At 58.7% G+C, this 18,347-nt stretch carries 8 protein-coding genes and 1 pseudogene; 3 read left to right on the top strand and 6 right to left on the bottom strand.

Features of this window, described 5'->3' with window-relative positions; all coding sequences use genetic code 11:
• Nucleotides 1-84 precede the first annotated feature (84 nt).
• The 4 genes from B3I26_RS26485 to ptsP form a co-directional block, all read right to left on the bottom strand.
• Entirely contained in the window at nucleotides 85-1,650 is a 1,566-nt protein-coding gene (locus B3I26_RS26485) for an alkaline phosphatase D family protein (RefSeq protein ID WP_296262271.1), read from the bottom strand.
• A 236-nt stretch (nucleotides 1,651-1,886) separates the two neighbouring features.
• Nucleotides 1,887-3,629: a PTS fructose-like transporter subunit IIB gene (locus tag B3I26_RS26490; protein ID WP_296262273.1), complete on the bottom strand. Its 1,743-nt coding sequence runs from the start codon at nucleotides 3,627-3,629 to the stop codon at nucleotides 1,887-1,889.
• Between the two features lie 32 nt (nucleotides 3,630-3,661).
• Complete coding sequence (gene pfkB, locus B3I26_RS26495; protein WP_296262274.1) at nucleotides 3,662-4,600, bottom strand: 1-phosphofructokinase; 939 nt, start codon at nucleotides 4,598-4,600, stop codon at nucleotides 3,662-3,664.
• Complete coding sequence (gene ptsP, locus B3I26_RS26500; RefSeq protein ID WP_296262276.1) at nucleotides 4,600-7,461, bottom strand: phosphoenolpyruvate--protein phosphotransferase; 2,862 nt, start codon at nucleotides 7,459-7,461, stop codon at nucleotides 4,600-4,602. Before ptsP ends, pfkB begins: the two co-directional genes overlap by 1 nt.
• A gap of 313 nt (nucleotides 7,462-7,774) precedes the next feature.
• Between ptsP and cra the strand changes: the two genes are divergently transcribed.
• The 3 genes from cra to B3I26_RS26515 all read left to right on the top strand — a co-directional run bounded on the left by cra (nucleotide 7,775) and on the right by B3I26_RS26515 (nucleotide 10,099).
• Nucleotides 7,775-8,770: a catabolite repressor/activator gene (gene cra, locus B3I26_RS26505; RefSeq protein WP_296262278.1), complete on the top strand. Its 996-nt coding sequence runs from the start codon at nucleotides 7,775-7,777 to the stop codon at nucleotides 8,768-8,770.
• Entirely contained in the window at nucleotides 8,767-9,552 is a 786-nt protein-coding gene (locus B3I26_RS26510; protein ID WP_296262296.1) for a TatD family hydrolase, read from the top strand. The genes cra and B3I26_RS26510 overlap by 4 nt, the downstream gene beginning before the upstream one ends.
• Before the next feature lie 91 nt (nucleotides 9,553-9,643).
• Nucleotides 9,644-10,099, top strand: coding sequence for a low affinity iron permease family protein (locus B3I26_RS26515; protein WP_296262280.1), 456 nt, complete (start codon nucleotides 9,644-9,646; stop codon nucleotides 10,097-10,099).
• A gap of 173 nt (nucleotides 10,100-10,272) precedes the next feature.
• Here the strand turns inward: B3I26_RS26515 and B3I26_RS26520 are convergent, their stop codons facing one another.
• Entirely contained in the window at nucleotides 10,273-11,478 is a 1,206-nt protein-coding gene (locus B3I26_RS26520) for an MFS transporter (protein WP_296262282.1), read from the bottom strand.
• Nucleotides 11,479-11,633: 155 nt separating this feature from the next.
• Nucleotides 11,634-17,546, bottom strand: a pseudogene (locus tag B3I26_RS26525) (amino acid adenylation domain-containing protein); the annotation flags it as partial.
• Between the last annotated feature and the right edge of the window lie 801 nt (nucleotides 17,547-18,347).

Raw genomic sequence — 18,347 nt, forward strand, 5'->3', positions numbered from 1 at the left:
CGCGCTTGCCGGCGATCGCGGCGGGTCAGCGATGGTTCTGTTGGGTGACCAAACGCATTCGCGGGCAAGCACGCTGCTACGGGATCACGCGGTGTGATCCGAGGGTGCCAGCTTCTTCTCGAATACCGACACCCCGTCCAGATCCCTCAGGGTCACGGTCATTTCTCCGCTTTGCCCGTCGATGTTCACCTCGCCGAAAAACTGGAACCCGGCAAACGGCGACGTGTTCTGCGCAGGTGGGGCTTTCTGAAACACCAGTTCCGGGCCGAACGTCTTGTCCAGTGTGTTGGGTCCGAAGCTACCCGCATTCAAAGGCCCGGCAACGAATTCCCAGAACGGATCGAAATCCTGAAACACCGCCTGATCCGGGTGATAGTGATGGGCCGCGCAATAATGCACATCGGCGGTGAGCCACACCGTGTCGCGGACCTTTTGCTGACGCAAAAAGCCGAGCAATTCGGCAACTTCCAGCTCACGACCTTTTGGCACGCCGTCATCGGCGTTGGCGATAGCCTCCCAACGCATCACGCCGGGGCGGACTTCGCCATCAGGCACGCCCAGTCCGATCGGCATGTCCGCGGCGATGACTTTCCACTGAGCATTCGATGCCTGCAATTCACGCTTGAGCCAGTCCAGCTGGACACGCCCGAGGAACGCCGTGGTCGGCCCCGGTGTGTCTGCCAGGTTGGCATCGTTACCGTCGCGATAGCTGCGCATGTCGAGCACGAATACATCCAGCAGCGGCCCGTAGCTGAGCTTGCGGTACACCCGACCACCGTTGTCGGCGCTCTGCAGGCGCATCGGCGCGTACTCCAGAAACGCCTGACGCCCACGCGCGGCCAGCAGTTGAATGTCCTTGACCGTGTAGCGCTCGTCCAGCTGTTTGCTCGGCGACCAGTTATTGCTCACTTCATGGTCGTCCCACTGCCAGATCTGCGGGACTTCGGCATTGAAGCGGCGCAGGTTTTCGTCCATCAGGTTGTAGCGATAGGCGCCGCGGTATTCGTCGAGGGTTTCAGCGACCTTGCTCTTTTCTTCGGTGGTGATGTTGCGCCAGATGCGCCCGCCTTCGGTGACCACTTCGGCAGGCACCGGGCCGTCGGCGTAAATGGTATCGCCGCTGTGGATGAAGAAGTCCGGCAGGCGCAGGCGCATGGCTTCGTAGATACGCATCCCGCCGATGTCCGGGTTGATACCGAAGCCCTGCCCTACCGTGTCGCCACTCCACACGAAGCGGATGTCTCGGCGGGTCTGCGGCACGCTGCGCAAATGGCCAAACCACGGCTCACTGGCAACTCCGGTTTGCGCGTCTTCGAAAAACACCCGGTAGAAAACCGCCTGATCGGTGGGCAGTCCGGTCAGCTCGACGCGTGCCGTATAGTCAGTACGCTGATCGGCCAGCAGCGAAACGGCGCGGCGCGGTTGGGTGAACATGCTGCGGGTGTCCCACTCCACGACCATGCGTGTAGGCCGATCGCTGCGGCTCCAGACCATGGCGCGATCACCGAGCAGGTCGCCGGACTGCACACCGTCGATCATTTTCGGTCGATCCATGACCGACGCGATAACCGCAGGCGCCAGGCCCGGTAGCAGTAATCCGGCGCCAGCGGCCTGGATGATGCGGCGGCGTGTCAGGTCGAACTGAGTCATTTTTATCCCTCTCAAGCGAATGCCAAAGAAGGAAAACTAACAATGGATTGTTGGGGGAATGTGACAACCGACTCACGCAGATGCTTCTGGCCGCAGGCCGTGGGAGTCCGGCTTGCCGGCGATCTGGCGCGAAGCGGTAGCAAAGCCGGAACACGCGGTGTGACAGCCCTGCCGAGTCAGCCGACCCCATTCGCCAGCTCTGCGGGCTGCCACGCCCTTTGGGCAGAAGCCGGACATCAGGCTCCCGCGGGCACCGCGTCCAGTTCAATCACCTCGGGCCGCTTCAACAGCGCGTACAACACGCCCGTTATCACGCTGCCGACCACGATTGCCAGCAGATACAACAGCGCGTGGTTGATGGCGTTGGGGATCAATAACACGAACAGTCCGCCATGAGGCGCCATGAGTTTGCAGCCGAAGTACATCGACAGCGCCCCGGTCAATGCGCCACCGACGACGCTGGCCGGGATCACCCGCAGCGGGTCTTTCGCCGCGAACGGGATCGCGCCTTCGGAGATAAAGCACAGCCCCAGTACCAGGGCCGCCTTCCCTGCTTCGCGCTCGCTTTGGGCGAACTTGCGGCGGGCGATCAGTGCGGCGATGCCCATTCCGATCGGCGGTACCATGCCTGCGGCCATGGTCGCAGCCATGGGTGCGCCGCTGCTGGAGGCCAGCAATCCCACCGAGAATGCGTAGGAAGCCTTGTTGATCGGTCCGCCAAGATCGACGCACATCATCGCCCCAAGCAGCACCCCCAGCAACACCGCGTTGGCGGTCCCCATGGTGTCGAGGAAATGGGTCAGGCCTTCGAGCATGTCCGCCACGGGTTTGCCAACCACATAGATCATCACCAGACCGGTGAACAGGCTCGCCAGAAGCGGAATGATAAGGATCGGTTTGAGGGCCTCGACACTGGCTGGCAGTCGCGCATAGCGATTGACCAGCCAGGCGCTGTAGCCGGCCAGGAACCCGGCGATGATCCCGCCAATGAAACCCGCCCCCAGCGTGGTCGCCAGCATCCCGCCAATCATGCCCGGCGCAAGCCCTGGGCGATCGGCGATGGAATACGCGATGTATCCAGCCAACAGCGGCACCATCAGCTGAAACGCTGCACCGGCGCCGATCTGCTTCAACGCTGCGGCCAGGGTGCCCTGCTCATCTGCTGCATGAATCCCGAACACGAACGACATCGCGATCAACAAACCGCCTGCCACTACCATGGGCAGCATGAACGAGACGCCGGTGAGCAGGTGTTTATAGACGCCGGTCTTTTCTTTTTTCACAGATGCCGATGAGGTGGTCGCCGCGGACTCGACCTCGGCTTCGGCCAGCGCCTTGGTCAGCGTCGCCTCTGCCTGCTTGAGCGCGACTCCGGTGCCACAGCGATAGATGCGCTTGCCGGCGAAACGCTCGGTAGCCACCTCGATGTCGGCGGCCAGCAACACCACATCGGCATCGGCAATCGCCTGGGCACCGAGCGGGTTACGCGCGCCGACCGAACCCTGGGTCTCCACGTGCAACTCATAGCCAAGCTTTTTCGCCGCCTGCTGAATCGCCTCGGCCGCCATGAAGGTGTGGGCAACGCCCGTTGGACAGGCTGTCACAGCCACCAGTCGGGGCACCGTAACCGTCGTCGTGGCAGGTGCCGGCTGACGCTCTTCGACGGCAGCGTATGGCTTCGCCAGCTCGCAGGCCGAACGCATGAAACCGTCTATATCCTGCAACGCGCGGGAAGGCGTGGCCTGGTACAGGCGCTTGCCCGAAAAGCGCGAAAGATCCAGCGGCCCGGTATTGACCACCAGCACCCAGTCGGCGCTTGCGATCTCTTCTGCCGAGAGCTGCTTTTCCGGCTGGCGTGGGTCATGCACTTCGACCACGGCATTCCACCCCTGGCGCTGCGCCGCAGCGTCGAGCAAGCGGGCGCTAAGCACACTGCTGATCTTGCCGTTCGGGCATGCCGTGACAATGGCTAACTTCATCACACTTCCTCTCTTGTTGTTCGATCGCGACGCTATTGGGTCATGGGGCGAAGGTTGACGCCGCCTTCCAGCCGTTTGAGTTGCACAGAGTCGTTGATGCCAAAACCGATCTGGGTCACGGCCATGGCGGCAATCGCGGTGGCTGTACGCAGGGTCTGCTCGGGTGCATGGCCGCTGAGCAAACCGTGAACCATCCCCGCCAGTAACGAATCTCCCGCGCCCACAGTGCTCGCCACGCTGACCTTGGGCGGCAGGGCCTGCAGCGCCACGTCAGCGCTGAACCAATGCACGCCTTCCGAACCCTGGGAGATCACCACATGCTCGATGCCGCGCTGACGCAGGTTAGCGGCGGCTTGCGCCTGGGCCGCGATGGAAATGATCGGCGCATCCAGCGCATCGGCCAGCTCTTCGGTGTTGGGTTTGATCAACCAGGGCGAGGCTTCCAGGCCTGCGCGCAGCGCTTCGCCACTGGTGTCCAGCGCAACTTTCAGGCCCATGGCGTTCAGGCGCAGCAGCAGCGTCTTGAGCCATTGCGCATCGACCCCGCGAGGCAGACTGCCTGCCACCACCACGGCGTCGAAGTCGCCAGCGATTTGCTCAATGCGGGCCGCCAGCGCCTGTTGCGCCTGAGAGCCGACCTGCGGGCCAGGGCCGTTCAGATCGGTGATGCGTCCCGTGCTTTCCGCCAACTTGATATTGCTGCGGGTTTCTCCCGGCACGCGGACGAACTCATCGATAAAGCCACGCTTGGCGAACAGCGACTCGAACGGTTGTTGATTGTCGACACCGAGAAAGCCCGCCACGGTCAGGGTGTGTCCAAGGTCGGCGAGCACCTGGGCGACGTTGATGCCCTTGCCCGCCGCATGGCAGAGCAACGCTTCGCTGCGGTTGACCTGCCCCACTCGCAACGGGCCCAACTGCACGGTCAGGTCCAGCGCCGGGTTGGTGGTCAATGTCAGAATCTTTGCCATTACAGCCCCTCCACAAGGGCGCGCACCTGCGCGGCGCTTCCCACAGCCAACGCGGCTTGCGCAAGCTGCCGGGCACCGACCATATTCAATTCGCGGACGCAGGCTTTGACTTCGCCAACACTGCGCGCCGCTACGCTCAACTCGTCCACACCCAGCCCTACCAGCACCGGCACCGCCAGCGGATCGGCCGCCAGCTCGCCGCAGACCCCCACCCATTTGCCGTGGGCATGGGCCGCGCGCACGGTGATGTCGATCAGTTGCAGCACCGCTGGATGCAGACCATCGGCCTGGGCCGACAGGGTGGGGTGCCCACGGTCGATGGCCAGAGTGTATTGCGTCAGGTCGTTGGTGCCGACGCTGAAGAAGTCCACCTCTCTGGCCAGCACCGGCGCCAGCAGCGCGGCCGAGGGCACTTCGATCATGATGCCCAGTTGCAGGTCGGCCACCGGAATTTCCGCACGCAGGCGTTCGGTCATGTCCCGCGCCAGACGCCATTCCTCGACGGTGCCAACCATGGGGAACATGATTCGCAGCGCACGGTTATCAGCCGCACGCAGCAGTGCACGCAACTGGCTCTCCATCACCTCGGGACGTTGCAGGGTCAGACGAATGCCGCGCACGCCCAGGAAAGGATTTTCCTCCTTGTCGATCGGCCAGTACGGCAACGGTTTGTCGCCCCCGACATCAAGGGTGCGCACTACCAGCGGACGTCCTTGAAGGTCGTCCAGCACGCGGCGGTATTCGGCTTCTTGCGTGGCTTCGTCAGGCGCCGAGCTGTGAGCCATGAACAACAATTCGGTGCGCAGCAGGCCGATGCCTTCTGCACCGTGCTCGACCGCAGCCGGTGTGCCGGCGCTGTCGCCGATGTTGGCGAACACTTCAACCGCGTGGCCATCCCGGGTGATCGCCGGTTCCATGCGCAAGGCAGCGGCAGCTTTGAGGCGTTGCTCGCGGATGTCGCGGTCGAGCAACGCGCGCTGCAGGGTCGGTTCGTCCGGCGCCACGTCGAGACGACCGCGCTGGCCATCGATCAACAGTACGGTGCCGGACTTGATCAGCAGCACCGCATCACCGGCCCCCACCAGCGCCGGAATACCCAAGGCCCGCGCCACGATCGCACTGTGCGCCGTGGCGCCGCCGCGCGCAGTTAGAATCCCGGCGACGCGCAGCGGATCAAGCCGCGCAACGTCCGAGGGGCCGACTTCATCCATGACCAGAATGTAGGGTTGCTGCGGCTCGACCAGATCGTCGACGCCGCAGATTTGCGCCAATACGCGGCGACCAATGTCACGCAAATCGGCAGCACGTTCAGCCAGCAGTGCGTCCTTGAGTTGTTCCTGTTGCCGGGCGGCAGCGTCGATCACATGCGCCCAGGCGGCAGCAGCGCTTTCGCCTTGCTTGAGGCGCAGCACCACCTCGTCCACCAACTCGGGGTCGTCGAGCATCTCCTGATGAGTGATGAATATCTCGCGAATTGCCTTGGCGGTACTGCGCTGGATCAGCCCCTCAATGTCATCACGCACCTGCGCCAGCGCCCCATGCAAACGCTCGCGCTCGGCGTGGTGGGACTCGCCCATCAACGGGTAGTCGAACACCGGGAGTACATGCACATGAGCAGGTCCCGTAGCGATGCCGGGGGCAGCAGGCACGGCGTGGATCTGCGATCCGGCGGCGGGAGCGATCAGGTGTTTTTCCACCGCCGCGGCAATGGGTGTGGGCGCAGCTTGCGTCGGCAGCGGTTCGATGTCCTCGCCCAGGCCGTCACGCACAGCGGCGACCAGCGCGGGCAAGGCATCATCGGCGACAGCCGGATCAACGATGAACTCCAGCACCTGACCCCGTCGAACGCCCAGGCTCAGCAGCTTGCTCAGGCTTTTGACCGACACAGGGTTCTCGTCACTGTCGACGATGCGCACGCGCACTTCGCCTTCGAAATTTTTTGCCAACTGCGCAAGGATTTTTGCAGGACGAGCATGCAGCCCGTGGGCATTGGCCAGGGCAACACGTTCGCTCGGCCAGTCCGGCGGCACGTCACCTCCCAGTGCCTGCAACACCGCGCGGCTGCTGGTAGCCTGCCCGAGTTCCTGACCCCGGCCCTCGATCAGCAGTGCGCAGAGGCGCTCCAGCAGCGCCTGATGGGATTCGCCCAAACTGGCCAGGCAGAACAGGCCGTTGAGCGGCTGCCCCAGATGCCGCATCGTTTTATCCGGCGTGACGAACGCCAGGCCCGGCTTGTTGACCATCTGTTCGCTGTGCAGCCACCACAGACCATCGCCCAACGGCAGCGGCTCGACCTGTTGCAGCACCGCGGCAAAACCGTTATTCACGCATTCAGCCCGACGCAACAGCCGCGCGCCGCGCCACACCAGCTCTTCGAAATCATCGACCGATGCACCGAGGCTGATCATTTGCGCATCCAGGGCCAACTCCTGCGGCGCGCCTTGCAGTAACTTGAGCAGTGCCTCGGGGGTCTTGGCCTGACGCAATGCCTCGCCCAGATCGGTCTCGCCGAGGGCGCGCGTCAGCAGTTGCAGCAAGCGCAGGTGTTCATCGGATTTGGCAGCGATGCCGATGGCCAGATAAACCATCTGCCCGTCGCCCCAATCCACACCCTGTGGAAACTGCATCAGGCGCACGCCGGTGGCATACACCTGATCGCGGGTCTGCGCAGTGCCGTGAGGAATCGCGATACCCTGCCCCAGAAAGGTCGAGCCCTGCTGCTCACGCGCTTGCAGCCCCTGAAGATAACCGGCCGCCACCAGCCCGTCGGCCACCAGTAGATCGGCAAGCGACTGCAGTGCGGCGGATTTATCCACGGCCGTTTGGTTCATGGAAATTTGCTCAGTGGTCAACTCGAGCATCGCGTTCTCCTGATTCTTGTTTTAAGGCCGCAGCGGCCATCGGCTGCATTGCCGGCACTGGGTGTAAGACCAGCAATTTGGCCTCGGTGCAGCATAAAATGACTTGCTGAATCGTTTAATCTAACTCGGCGGGCACGTTACTCGATATTGTTCGCCGAATGAAGCACTGCCGGTCGATTGATGACTGAAGGTAGATCGCTCCAGCAGTTGAGGGAAAAAGCCAAAAGTGACAAGAGTCTGCTGTAATGATGGCCCTGAATTGGTGAAAATCACTCCGCAGTCGTCCGAGCCCAAGAATAAAAGGAACGTTCGCTTGAAACTCAGTGATATTGCGCGCCTGGCCGGTGTCTCGGTCACTACGGCCAGTTATGTGATCAACGGCAAGGCTGAACAGCAGCGCATCAGTAATGCCACCGTCGAGCGCGTGCGCGCGGTGGTCGAGGCCCATGGCTTTCGGCCAAATCCGCAAGCTGCCGGCCTGCGTAGCCGCCACACCCGCACATTGGGCTTCATCCTTCCGGATTTGGAAAACCCCAGTTACGCGCGCATTGCCAAGCAGCTCGAACAAGGCGCCCGCGCTCGTGGCTATCAGTTGCTTATCGCCAGTTCCGATGACGACCCCATCAGTGAATTGCAGTTGTTACAGCTATTTCGCGCCCGTCGCTGCGACGCGCTGTTTGTCGCCAGTTGCCTGCCCGCCAGTGATGACAGCTACCGCGAACTGCAAAAGCACGGCATTCCGGTCATCGCCATTGACCGCGAAATGGACCCCGAGCACTTCTGCTCGGTGGTCAGCGATGACCACGACGCCAGCCAGCAACTGACTCGCAGCTTGCTCGAAACCCATCCGCGGCATATCGCGCTGATCGGTGCCCGTCCGGAGCTGAGCGTGAGCAAGGCCCGCGCGAGCGGTTTCGAAGACGCGCTGGACAGCTTCACAGGCTCGGCGCTCGTCGAGCACGGTGAAGCCTTTAGCCGCGAATGCGGGTTGCGCATTGCTGGTGAAATGCTGGACCGACTGGGCTACTTTCCCGACGCTCTGATCACCACCTCCTATGTTCTATTACAGGGGGTCTTCGACCTGCTGCACGCCCGCAGCCTGAACCCCGACCAGCTTCACCTGGGCACGTTCGGCGACACGCAGTTGCTGGACTTCTTGCCGCTGCCCGTCAATGCCATGGCGCAGCAACACCCGTTGATTGCCGAGAAAGCACTGACACTGGCGCTATCCGCCATCGAGCAGGATCAATACCAACCGGGCGTACACGCCATCGTGCGCACCTTTAAAAAGCGCATCCACGAGGCCTGAGCGTGGCGTTGATCGACACCCACACGCACCTGGATTTCGAGGACTTCGACGCCGATCGCCAGGCCGTGCTCATTCATTGCCGAGCGCTGCAAGTAGATCGCATCGTGGTGCTGGGGGTTCATCAGCGCAATCTGCAACGGGTGTGGGATCTGGCAATCAGCGAACCTTCCATTTACGCAGCGCTGGGCCTGCACCCGATCTATCTGGATGATCATCGACCCGAGCACGTGGAGGATTTGCGTGACCGACTCGCCAGGTACGCGGGGCACCCCAAGCTCTGTGCGGTGGGCGAAATCGGCCTCGACTACTTCGTCGAGTCACTGGACAGAGCGCAGCAACAAGCGCTGTTCTATAGCCAGCTCGAGATGGCTGCTGATTTCAACCTTCCAGCCCTGCTTCACGTGCGTCGCAGCCACGCCGATGCCATCGCCACGCTAAAGCGCTTCAAACTCAAGCGCAGCGGGATCGTGCACGCTTTTTCCGGCAGTCGTGAAGAAGCCAGGGAGTACATCAAACTGGGGTTCAAACTGGGATTAGGCGGAGCCGCAACCTGGCCTCAGGCGTTACGCATGCACAGGGTTCTCGCCGAGCTGCCGCTGGACAGCGTTGTGCTGGAAACCGATTCCCCGGACATGGCGCCGGCGATGTTTCCCGGCCTGCGCAACAGCCCCGAACATCTGCCGAACATCTGCGCGGCACTGGCCGGCATCATGAACGTTTCGGCCGGGCGATTGGCCCAGGCCAGCAGCGAAAATGCCTGCGCAATTTTCGGCTGGTTGTGAAGTCATCCGCAGATTTCATGTTGTAAAAAGAAATTTCACGCACGCTCAGCGGTCCCTTGCTTATCAACCCCGATAGCTAAGGACACTGGCAATGAAATTCTCCAAATTCGCGCAAGCGTTGTCGAAATGGACCGGGAGCCCCCGTACCTTTCTCGTCGCGATTCTGTTGATTTGCGTGTGGGCTGCAACGGGTCCGCTGTTCCATTACAACGACACCTGGCAGTTGATCATCAATACGTCGACCACCATCATCACCTTCCTCATGGTGTTCCTGATTCAAAACACTCAAAACCGCGACACCGACCAGATGCACATCAAGATCGATGAGCTGTTGCGTGTGACCAAGGACGCGCAAAACGCCGTGTTGAGCCTGGATAACCTGGATCAGAAAGAACTGCACGAGCTGCGCAAGAAATACAGGGCGATGGGTGAAAAGGAGGAAATAGATCACACCAAGCCATTCCCCGAGTGCGAAGCCGATGCCGCTCACAGCGTCCTGGCGCAGACCCCTACCGCCGATCAGCCGTCGAGGAACTCTACGGTTTAGTTCTCTGGCTACCTGACAAGCTTGCGCGAGGCTTATTCCCATAGCCGAATAAATAGCTCAAGCAAAAAATTGCGAATCTCACTAACACCTCTCTCGACGGGGTGTTTTTTCGTGAAGGGGCATTGTCCATGACCGACAGACCGATGCCCCGACGAAGTCCAGAGTGCTGATCATCAGAAGTTCGGCTCAGCACAAACCGCAGACGTGGCACGAAGTGTACGCAGGCCCAAAAGCACGATCACCACCATAAACAGGCCCGCCACAATCGCAACACCGAACCCTGCCTGCGCGCCATAGGCGTCGATGACCAGCCCCGCCAATACGCCACCGAGCGCTACGCCGATACTGATGCCTGTCGTCATCCACGTAAGTCCTTCGGTGATCCTGGAAGGTGGAACAATGATCGTACCGAGATTCATGACGACGACCATCGTTGGCGCAAATGACATACCTGCCACAAACAGCATCCCGGAAAGGATGTAGACGTCCGGTGAAAGAATGGGCAGCACGGCAGTGGCTGCCGTTATCAGCACCCCGATAAAGAACTGCTTTTCAATCGGCAAAGAAATTCTTAAAGCGCCGAACGTCAGACCCGCGATCATTGAGCCGAGCGCATAGGCTGCCAGGATGAAACTGGCTGACGCCGGCCAGCCTTGTGCGTTGGCGAAGGCAACAACCGCCACGTCGACGGATCCACCAATCACACCCATGGCCAACAGCGCCAGCACGATAGTGGGGACGCCGGGAATAAGCAGCGTTGAATTTGCGCTCCGCTTAATGCCCAAGACCACCTTTGGCTCTGTCTGCCGCTGCATAAGAAAAGCAGTCATGCCGACAACCAGCAACAAGACGGCTACAAGAGGCCCGGCTTCGGCGAAAACGTTGACGCTTAAACCAATGGCAAGCGGTGGGCCAATGATAAAGGCGAGTTCAGTTAGAACCGTGTCCAAAGAAAAGGCCGTGTGTAACTGTGGCTTGCCACGAAAAAGCTGCGTCCAGCGTGCTCTTATCATGGCGGGCATGCTTGGCATCGTGCCCGCCAATACCGCAAGTATAAACAGCAGTGTGGCGGGAGCCCTCATGTAGACGGCAATGATCAGCGCAAGCAACATACCAATGCTGAAGGCCGTCACAAAGGGCAGAACCCGGCGTTGCCCCCGCATATCAACAAGTTTCGACACCTGTGGACCGATAAGCGCGTTCGCCAAGGTAAAAGTACCGGCGACCGAGCCCGCCAGCCAATAAAGACCCGTCTGTTGCACCAACATGGTAATGATGCCGATGCCGATCATTGCCTGTGGCAGACGGGCAATGGAACTTGCGATCACTAACCCCATCACACCCGGAGTGTTGATAAGTTCGCGGTAGGGATTCGCCATAATTGCTCCTTTTTATAATTTAACGCTGATGAATAGCCCGCTGCAGGCGACGCACTAATGGAGCAGTAGACAGGCGCCTGAGTGGTCACTTGAGCAAATACACAAGTGGGCAGTGACAAGCCCACCTGCACGTAAATGAGCGAAACGCTCAATCATTACCGCTTACACAGTGCTCGATTCAATGCTTCAGCCAAGTACTTGCGATTACCGACGTCCTCCATCATGGAGACATGCCCTCCAGGAATAGAAACATGATTAATCGCCAAGTCAGGTAAACGCTCTCTCCACCCACCTGCCATATCAACCTGCGGCAGAGAGGTGCGCTCACGGTCAGCCGCGTAGAAATGATGGATATTGATCTGCAATGGAGAGGGTGTATAGGCGCCAGCGATCTGCGAAAAATGATAAATGGCTTGCCATTTGACTGTTTCCACCGAGATGTCGGCATTTAAATCATAGCCTCCCAAACCCTGTGCTTTCTTAAGCAACTCAGCAAAATCATCCCCGGGATTTAAAATATCGAATTTAGGACGCTCCGCCTCAGGCGCCACAGCCTTAACATGCTCGATAAAGTAGTGCTTAATATCCTGATTCTTATAAAGCAACTTATGCGGCGCAGGAACATCAATAAAGCCTAAAAATTCAACGCTGGCCCCTTTGCACATAAGCGCATGGACGATGGCATAAGCAAGAATCCCTCCAGAGGAATATCCCGCGATGCGATAGGGCCCTTCAGGCTGGATCGCCCGGATGAGCGGTATCATTCTTTCGGCCATGTCCTCCATTGAATGAGGCAGGGAATCGCCAATGGCCGACCACGGCAGTACATGGACCGGGCAGCTGGCGCGGATATTTTGGGCCAGCGATATAGCATACGAATAATCGGCTAATCCCGAGGGCACGAAAAAGACCGGGGGCTCAGTCCCGCCAGCGCGCACCGTGATCGCTCCGTTCTGCAGGTTGAGCACAGGAGACTGCGCAATCTGAGTGGCAAGGTTAGCCAATCGAGGGTGTTCAAAAATGTCGCTCAACGAACACTCCAAACCATAACTCCTGGCTTTCTGCATCAGTTGGACGGCCATGAGCGAATGGCCGCCGAGGACGAAGAAGTTGTCATGGCGACCGACCTGCTCAAGCCGAAGCAATCCTGACCAAATCGCAGCCAGGATCGTCTCGATCTCACCTTGCGGTGCCTCATACGCCTCATGGGCAAAGGCCTCGTCCTCGGGAACAGGCAATGCTCGCCTATCAAGCTTGCCATTCGGGGTTAGCGGCAAGCGTTCAATCAGTACAAAAGCAGACGGCACCATGTAGTCGGGTAGACGTTCACTCAAGTAATCACGCAGTCGTCCAGCTAGCGATAGACCCACCCCCGAGTCGGCGCTGAGTATAAAGGCATCATTTACCCAGGCCTCTGGCCGAGCCACCACGTAAGCAACCAGTCGCTTGTCCAAGTCCACCCCTTGTACCTCTACAACCGCCTCGCGGATGAAAGGATGCTCGGTCAGTCTGGCCGCAATTTCACCCGGCTCGATCCGCAAACCGCGGATCTTGATCTGGTCGTCATTGCGGCCCAGGAACACCAGGTTCCCGTTCGGCAGGTAACGAGCCAAGTCCCCCGTCTTATACATTCGCGCGTCGGGCTTGCCGGCAAATGGATCGAGCGAGAAGCGCTCATCCGTCAGTTCGGCCAAGTTCAGATATCCACGCGCAACGCCCATGCCCCCGATGTACATCTCACCCACCGCACCCAGCGGAACAGGCTCGCCATACGCGTCCAGAAGGTAAATTCGTGTGTTTGAAATCGGACGACCTATCGGAACCGGATCAACGTCATCAGAGGAACAGCGATGGACCGCCGCCCAGATTGTCGCCTCCGTAGGGCCGTACTCATTGAATAATTCAACCGCAGTGAATGCTGAGGTCACTTCCTGGACCAACTTCGCAGGACACACTTCACCTGCCACGATTACCTGACGCAGTTGTCCATATCCAAGTATGGCGACTTGCGGCAAAACCAATCTTGCGAGAGACGGCACCAGTAGCACTGAGGTGACTTTGTTTTCAATCAAAAGGCGGCTGATGATGTGTGGGTCTACGACAGCTTTACTGCCTGGTAAACACAAGGCCCCCCCGGTTGTTAACGTTCCGAAAATGCCTGCCGCTGAACTGTCAAACGCCATGGATGACAGCAGTAAAAATACAGTGCCGAAACTTGGCTTGTATACCGTGGTTCTTGCCAATGTCGATGCGACTAATCCACGATGTTCAATCATCACGCCTTTGGGTTGTCCGGTTGAACCCGAGGTATAGATCAGATAAGCGAGGTTGCGGGGTGTCAAGCCGGTCACCTGGAAATTAGCATCAGCCTTCGTCGAGATCTCATTGGGATCAAGCACGGTATAGGGCTGCAATGCCTCACCTAGCACCTGCCGCCCGGCCGCATCGGCCAGTACCAGAACCGGCACCGTATCGGTAAGAATGTAAGCCAGTCGATCTCCCGGATAAGCCGGATCAAGCGGTACATAGGCGCCGCCTGACTTAAGGATCGCCATAAGCCCAACAACCATCGCTGTCGAGCGCTCGACACAGATCGCCACCCGTTGGTCTGGCCCGACGCCCCGCTCAACCAGTTGATGTGCCAGTCGATTGGCCCTGGCATTAAGCTCAGCATAACTGAGCGCCTCGCCCTCAAAGATCAGCGCCGTTGCCCTTGGAGTGCGCGCCACCTGCGCCTCAAACAAATGATGAATGCACAGATGATCCGGGCTGGATGCATCCGTCGCGTTCCACGTATTGAGCAACACCGTACGTTCGGACGCAGGCAAAATATTCAGCTGTCGAACCGGGCGGTGCGGCGAGCGCTCCAGAGTCTGCGCCAGGCTGTGCAACGCCTGCTCCATGTAGCCACACACACGATCAGAATCGAACGGTGTGACTACTTGAGCGGTCAACCCTAAGGAGTGACCGAAATCTTCAACTGACAATGTGAACGGATAATTGGTCCGCTCTTGTTCACTCAGGAACTCAACACCTGGCATTTGCTCCATGGTCTGGACAATGTTGTCTGCACCCGCCAGGTCATTGTGCCGATAGTTGAGCAACGCGCTGAACAGCGGCGTGCCTGTAGCGACCCCACTGCACCTTTGTGCCAGCGCCAGCGAAGCATGCTCGTGAGCGAGCAACTCAGCCAGACAGGCATGAGCCTGCTGGACACTCCCAGCGGTATCAATGCCGCTTGAGTCAAATCGGATCGGCAGCGTGTTGATGAACATGCCCATGGCTCGATCTGACCCGTGGCCCGCTTGCATGCGTCCAAACAGTACAGTACCAAACACGACCTTTTCCTGGCCGCTGGTGCGCACCAGTACCTGGGCAAAAGCAACGTGACACAGACTGGCGAGACTCACATTCAATCGCCTGGCCTGCGCCCGCAACCGGTCATTGAGCTCAGCCGAAATCATGCGGTGGGTCTGCCCCACCTGCGCGCCGTCCAAATGCACTTCTGCCAATCCAAAGGGCAACGTCGGCTCTTCTAAGTCAGCCAGCATAGACCTGAAGAAACATTCATGTTCGGCCACGCTTTTACCCGACCGCACCTGACCGATCAGGTTGCGGAACGGTTGAGGCGACGGCAGTTTCTCACCGCGATCGGCGAGGAAAGCCTGCACTTCGTTATAAAAAAATTGCAATGAAGAAGCATCGTCAATCAAGTGATGCTGCAGCTGCATCAGAATGAAGCGGTCTGTAGCAGGGTCATGGGTGACGATAAAGCGCAGCACCGGCGCCTGGGTCAGGTCAATCCGGTGCCGACAAGAATCAAAGCGCCGGGAAAGTTGCTCGGTAACGGGGCCGTCCGCCGGATCAAGAACAATATCAGTGATAGAGATTGGAGCCTGTCGCCAGACAACTTGCGCGGCTCCAGACAACCCATCCCACACAAAGGAGGTACGCAAAATGTCGTGACGGTCTACCACCTGCTGAACCGCGCAGAGATAGCGTTCCAGAGTTTCACGATCAGAAAAGGCCATCTGGGCAACCAGCAAATAGGGGTCACCCTCTTTTGCCAACATGTGGTGGAACAGAATGCCGTCCTGCATGGGTGAGAGCGCGTAGATATCCTGGATGTTGGCTGCCCCTCCAGGTACCTGTGAAACGATAACGTCGATATCCGATTGGTCGAGATCGATTAATGGCAGCAGGTCGGGCGTGATTCTACATGTCTCGGGCTTGATCAAATTGGGCGGCACTACCACCTCGCGGTGTTGGCCAAGCGTGCTAGCCAGCACCGATAACACCGGCGTCTGAAATAGATCACGCACAGCAAGGCTCAAGCCCTGCCGGCGCAACCGCTCGATTAACCGCACCGCCAAAAGTGAATGGCCGCCAAGGGCAAAGAAGTTGTCATGGCGACCAACTTGTTCGACGCCAAGCAATTCTGACCATATCAAGGCAAGGGTGACCTCGATCTCGCCCAACGGCGACTCGTAGACCGCATGCGCAAAATCATTGCCCTCCGGAACCGGCAACGCCCGCCGATCAAGCTTGCCATTGCCTGTCAGCGGTAAACTTTCCATCCGCACAAAAGCAGAAGGCACCATGTAGTCAGGTAAACGGCTACTCAGGTAATCACGCAGCGCGCCCGCTAGCGCAACGCCAGACTCGGAGTCTATCGGCGTATCCTGAACTTCGGACTCCGCCACCACGTAAGCTACCAGACGCTTATTGGCATTCTCGCCTTGCGCTATCACCACCGCCTCGCGGATGGAAGGATGCTCGGCCAATCGGGCTGCAATTTCACCCAGCTCAATCCGGAAACCACGGATCTTGACCTGGTCGTCATTGCGGCCCAGAAACGCTAGATTGCCGTTCGGAAGATAACGCGCCAAGTCCCCCGTCTTATACATCCGCGCTTCAGGTTTGCCGGCAAAGGGGTCGTGCAGGAAACGCTCTGCCGTCAGCTCGGGCCGGTTCAGATAGCCACGCGCCACACCGGCGCCTCCGACGTACATTTCGCCTGTGGCCCCCGTCGGAACAGGCTGGCCAAACGCATCGAGAAGATAGAGATTCAAATCCGGCAGACGCTGACCGATCACGCTCGCGTCTTGTAGCGCATCCGATGAGCTCAGGGGGTAATAGGTAACGTGAACCGTGGTTTCGGTAATCCCGTACATATTCACCAGTTGCGGAGCAGATTCGCCACGCACGCCATACCAGTCGCGCAGGGTCGACGGCTGCAGCGCTTCGCCGCCAAATATGACATAGCGCAGCCGGTCCGATGATGGTTGTACATACTCCATCAAGGCGGTAAAGGCGCTAGGAGTCTGGTTCAGGACAGTGACGCCTCGCTCACAAATCAGCTGGTAGAACGCTTTCGGTGAACGGGTAATGGCATGCGGAACCAACACCAGCGTGCCGCCATAACGAAGGGCCCCCCACAGTTCCCAGACCGAGAAGTCGAAGGCAAAAGAATGGAACAGGCACCAAACATCACTGGCCTCAAAACCGAAGGATGGGTGTGTGGTGTCGAACAGGCGCACCACTTGAGCATGTTCGATCATCACCCCTTTAGGCTGTCCGGTTGAACCGGAGGTGTAAATGACATAAGCGAGATTTTCAGGAGTAAGGCCTGAAACTTCAGGGTTAGCGTCCGCCCCGATCAATGCTTCAGCGGGGGCCTCATTGGGATCGAGGACGGTACGAGCCTGCAATGCGTCCCCAAGCGCGTGACGCCCGGCCGCATCAGCCAGCACCAGAGCCGGCGCTGTGTCGCCCAGAATGAAGGTCAGTCGCTCACCGGAGTACTCAGGGTCGAGCGGTACATAGGCACCACCCGCCTTCAGGATCGCCATCAAGCCAATAACCATCGCCGGGGAGCGTTCGACACAAATCGCTACTCGCTGGTCAGGCCTGACACCCAAGGCAATCAGCCGATGCGCCAACCGATTCGCCCTAGCGTTGAGTTCGCCATAGCTGAGCACCTGGCCTTCGAAGACTAGCGCTGTTGCCTCAGAATTGCGCGCAACCTGCGCTTCAAATAGTTGATGAATACACAGATGAACAGCGTATTCAGAAATAACTTGGTCGTGCATCCTTGCCTCCAGAAGTGAACATGGTCACTTCTATAAATTGATTGCACCTACATCAGGTAAGTGCATGTTCATGAAACACTCTCTATTGACCCCTTCTGCTATTTGTCTCGAACCATACCAGCGACAAGTTATCGATCACCAGAATAATCACTATCAATTATAAAGGTCAGGCATATGATGCCGAAATCATCCTGCCACGGCCATTACACCTCACCAATATTCACGTCTGCTGATCACTGCAGACAGATTGCAGTTAAAAATCTTGTTATTTTCCGGTTATGAAAAGCAATACGCACTGCAAGACAAACCAATGTTTTTTTTGCGACAGATATAAAAATACGCTTTGAGCATCTTTAGAAAAACAATTTCTGAACCGATTACAGCTCTGAACCCCATCGATTCCAAGAGTCTACCCCTGACACATCAAAGTCAATACCGGCCGAAAACTGGCGCCCTGGTGTGCTGCTCTCAAAACATCATTTCCGCGATCCTGGCTATACTCCAACGTCATCCAGCATCCGGCGAAGCGGTTGTGAACACCCTCTAAATCGCCTTCAGCCCAGTTGAAACCGCACCGACCTGCACTTTAAAACTGTCCACTGTTCTGCAATTCGAAGAGAAGTTATGGGATGTGATCGGGCTGTATCTCAACCCACCCGACACGACGTTTCACCCTGACTTTCGCTTTTGGATGAATATAGTCGAGCACTTCTTTCGCGGCATCACGTGAGTACCGTTTCAGCTCGGTGCGCACATTAGGTTTTGTACGAAAAGTAT

This window comes from Pseudomonas sp. UBA5706 (assembly GCF_002419965.1).
In the GTDB taxonomy this organism is placed as follows: Bacteria; Pseudomonadota; Gammaproteobacteria; order Pseudomonadales; family Pseudomonadaceae; genus Aquipseudomonas.

Excerpts from the sequence above, each read along its gene's own strand:
- B3I26_RS26485 (WP_296262271.1), bottom strand. The coding sequence starts at position 1,650 with ATGACTCAGTTCGACCTGACACGCCGCCGCATCATCCAGGCCGCTGGC.
- B3I26_RS26490 (WP_296262273.1), bottom strand. The coding sequence starts at position 3,629 with ATGAAGTTAGCCATTGTCACGGCATGCCCGAACGGCAAGATCAGCAGT.
- pfkB (WP_296262274.1), bottom strand. The coding sequence starts at position 4,600 with ATGGCAAAGATTCTGACATTGACCACCAACCCGGCGCTGGACCTGACC.
- ptsP (WP_296262276.1), bottom strand. The coding sequence starts at position 7,461 with ATGCTCGAGTTGACCACTGAGCAAATTTCCATGAACCAAACGGCCGTG.
- B3I26_RS26515 (WP_296262280.1), top strand. The coding sequence starts at position 9,644 with ATGAAATTCTCCAAATTCGCGCAAGCGTTGTCGAAATGGACCGGGAGC.
- B3I26_RS26520 (WP_296262282.1), bottom strand. The coding sequence starts at position 11,478 with ATGGCGAATCCCTACCGCGAACTTATCAACACTCCGGGTGTGATGGGG.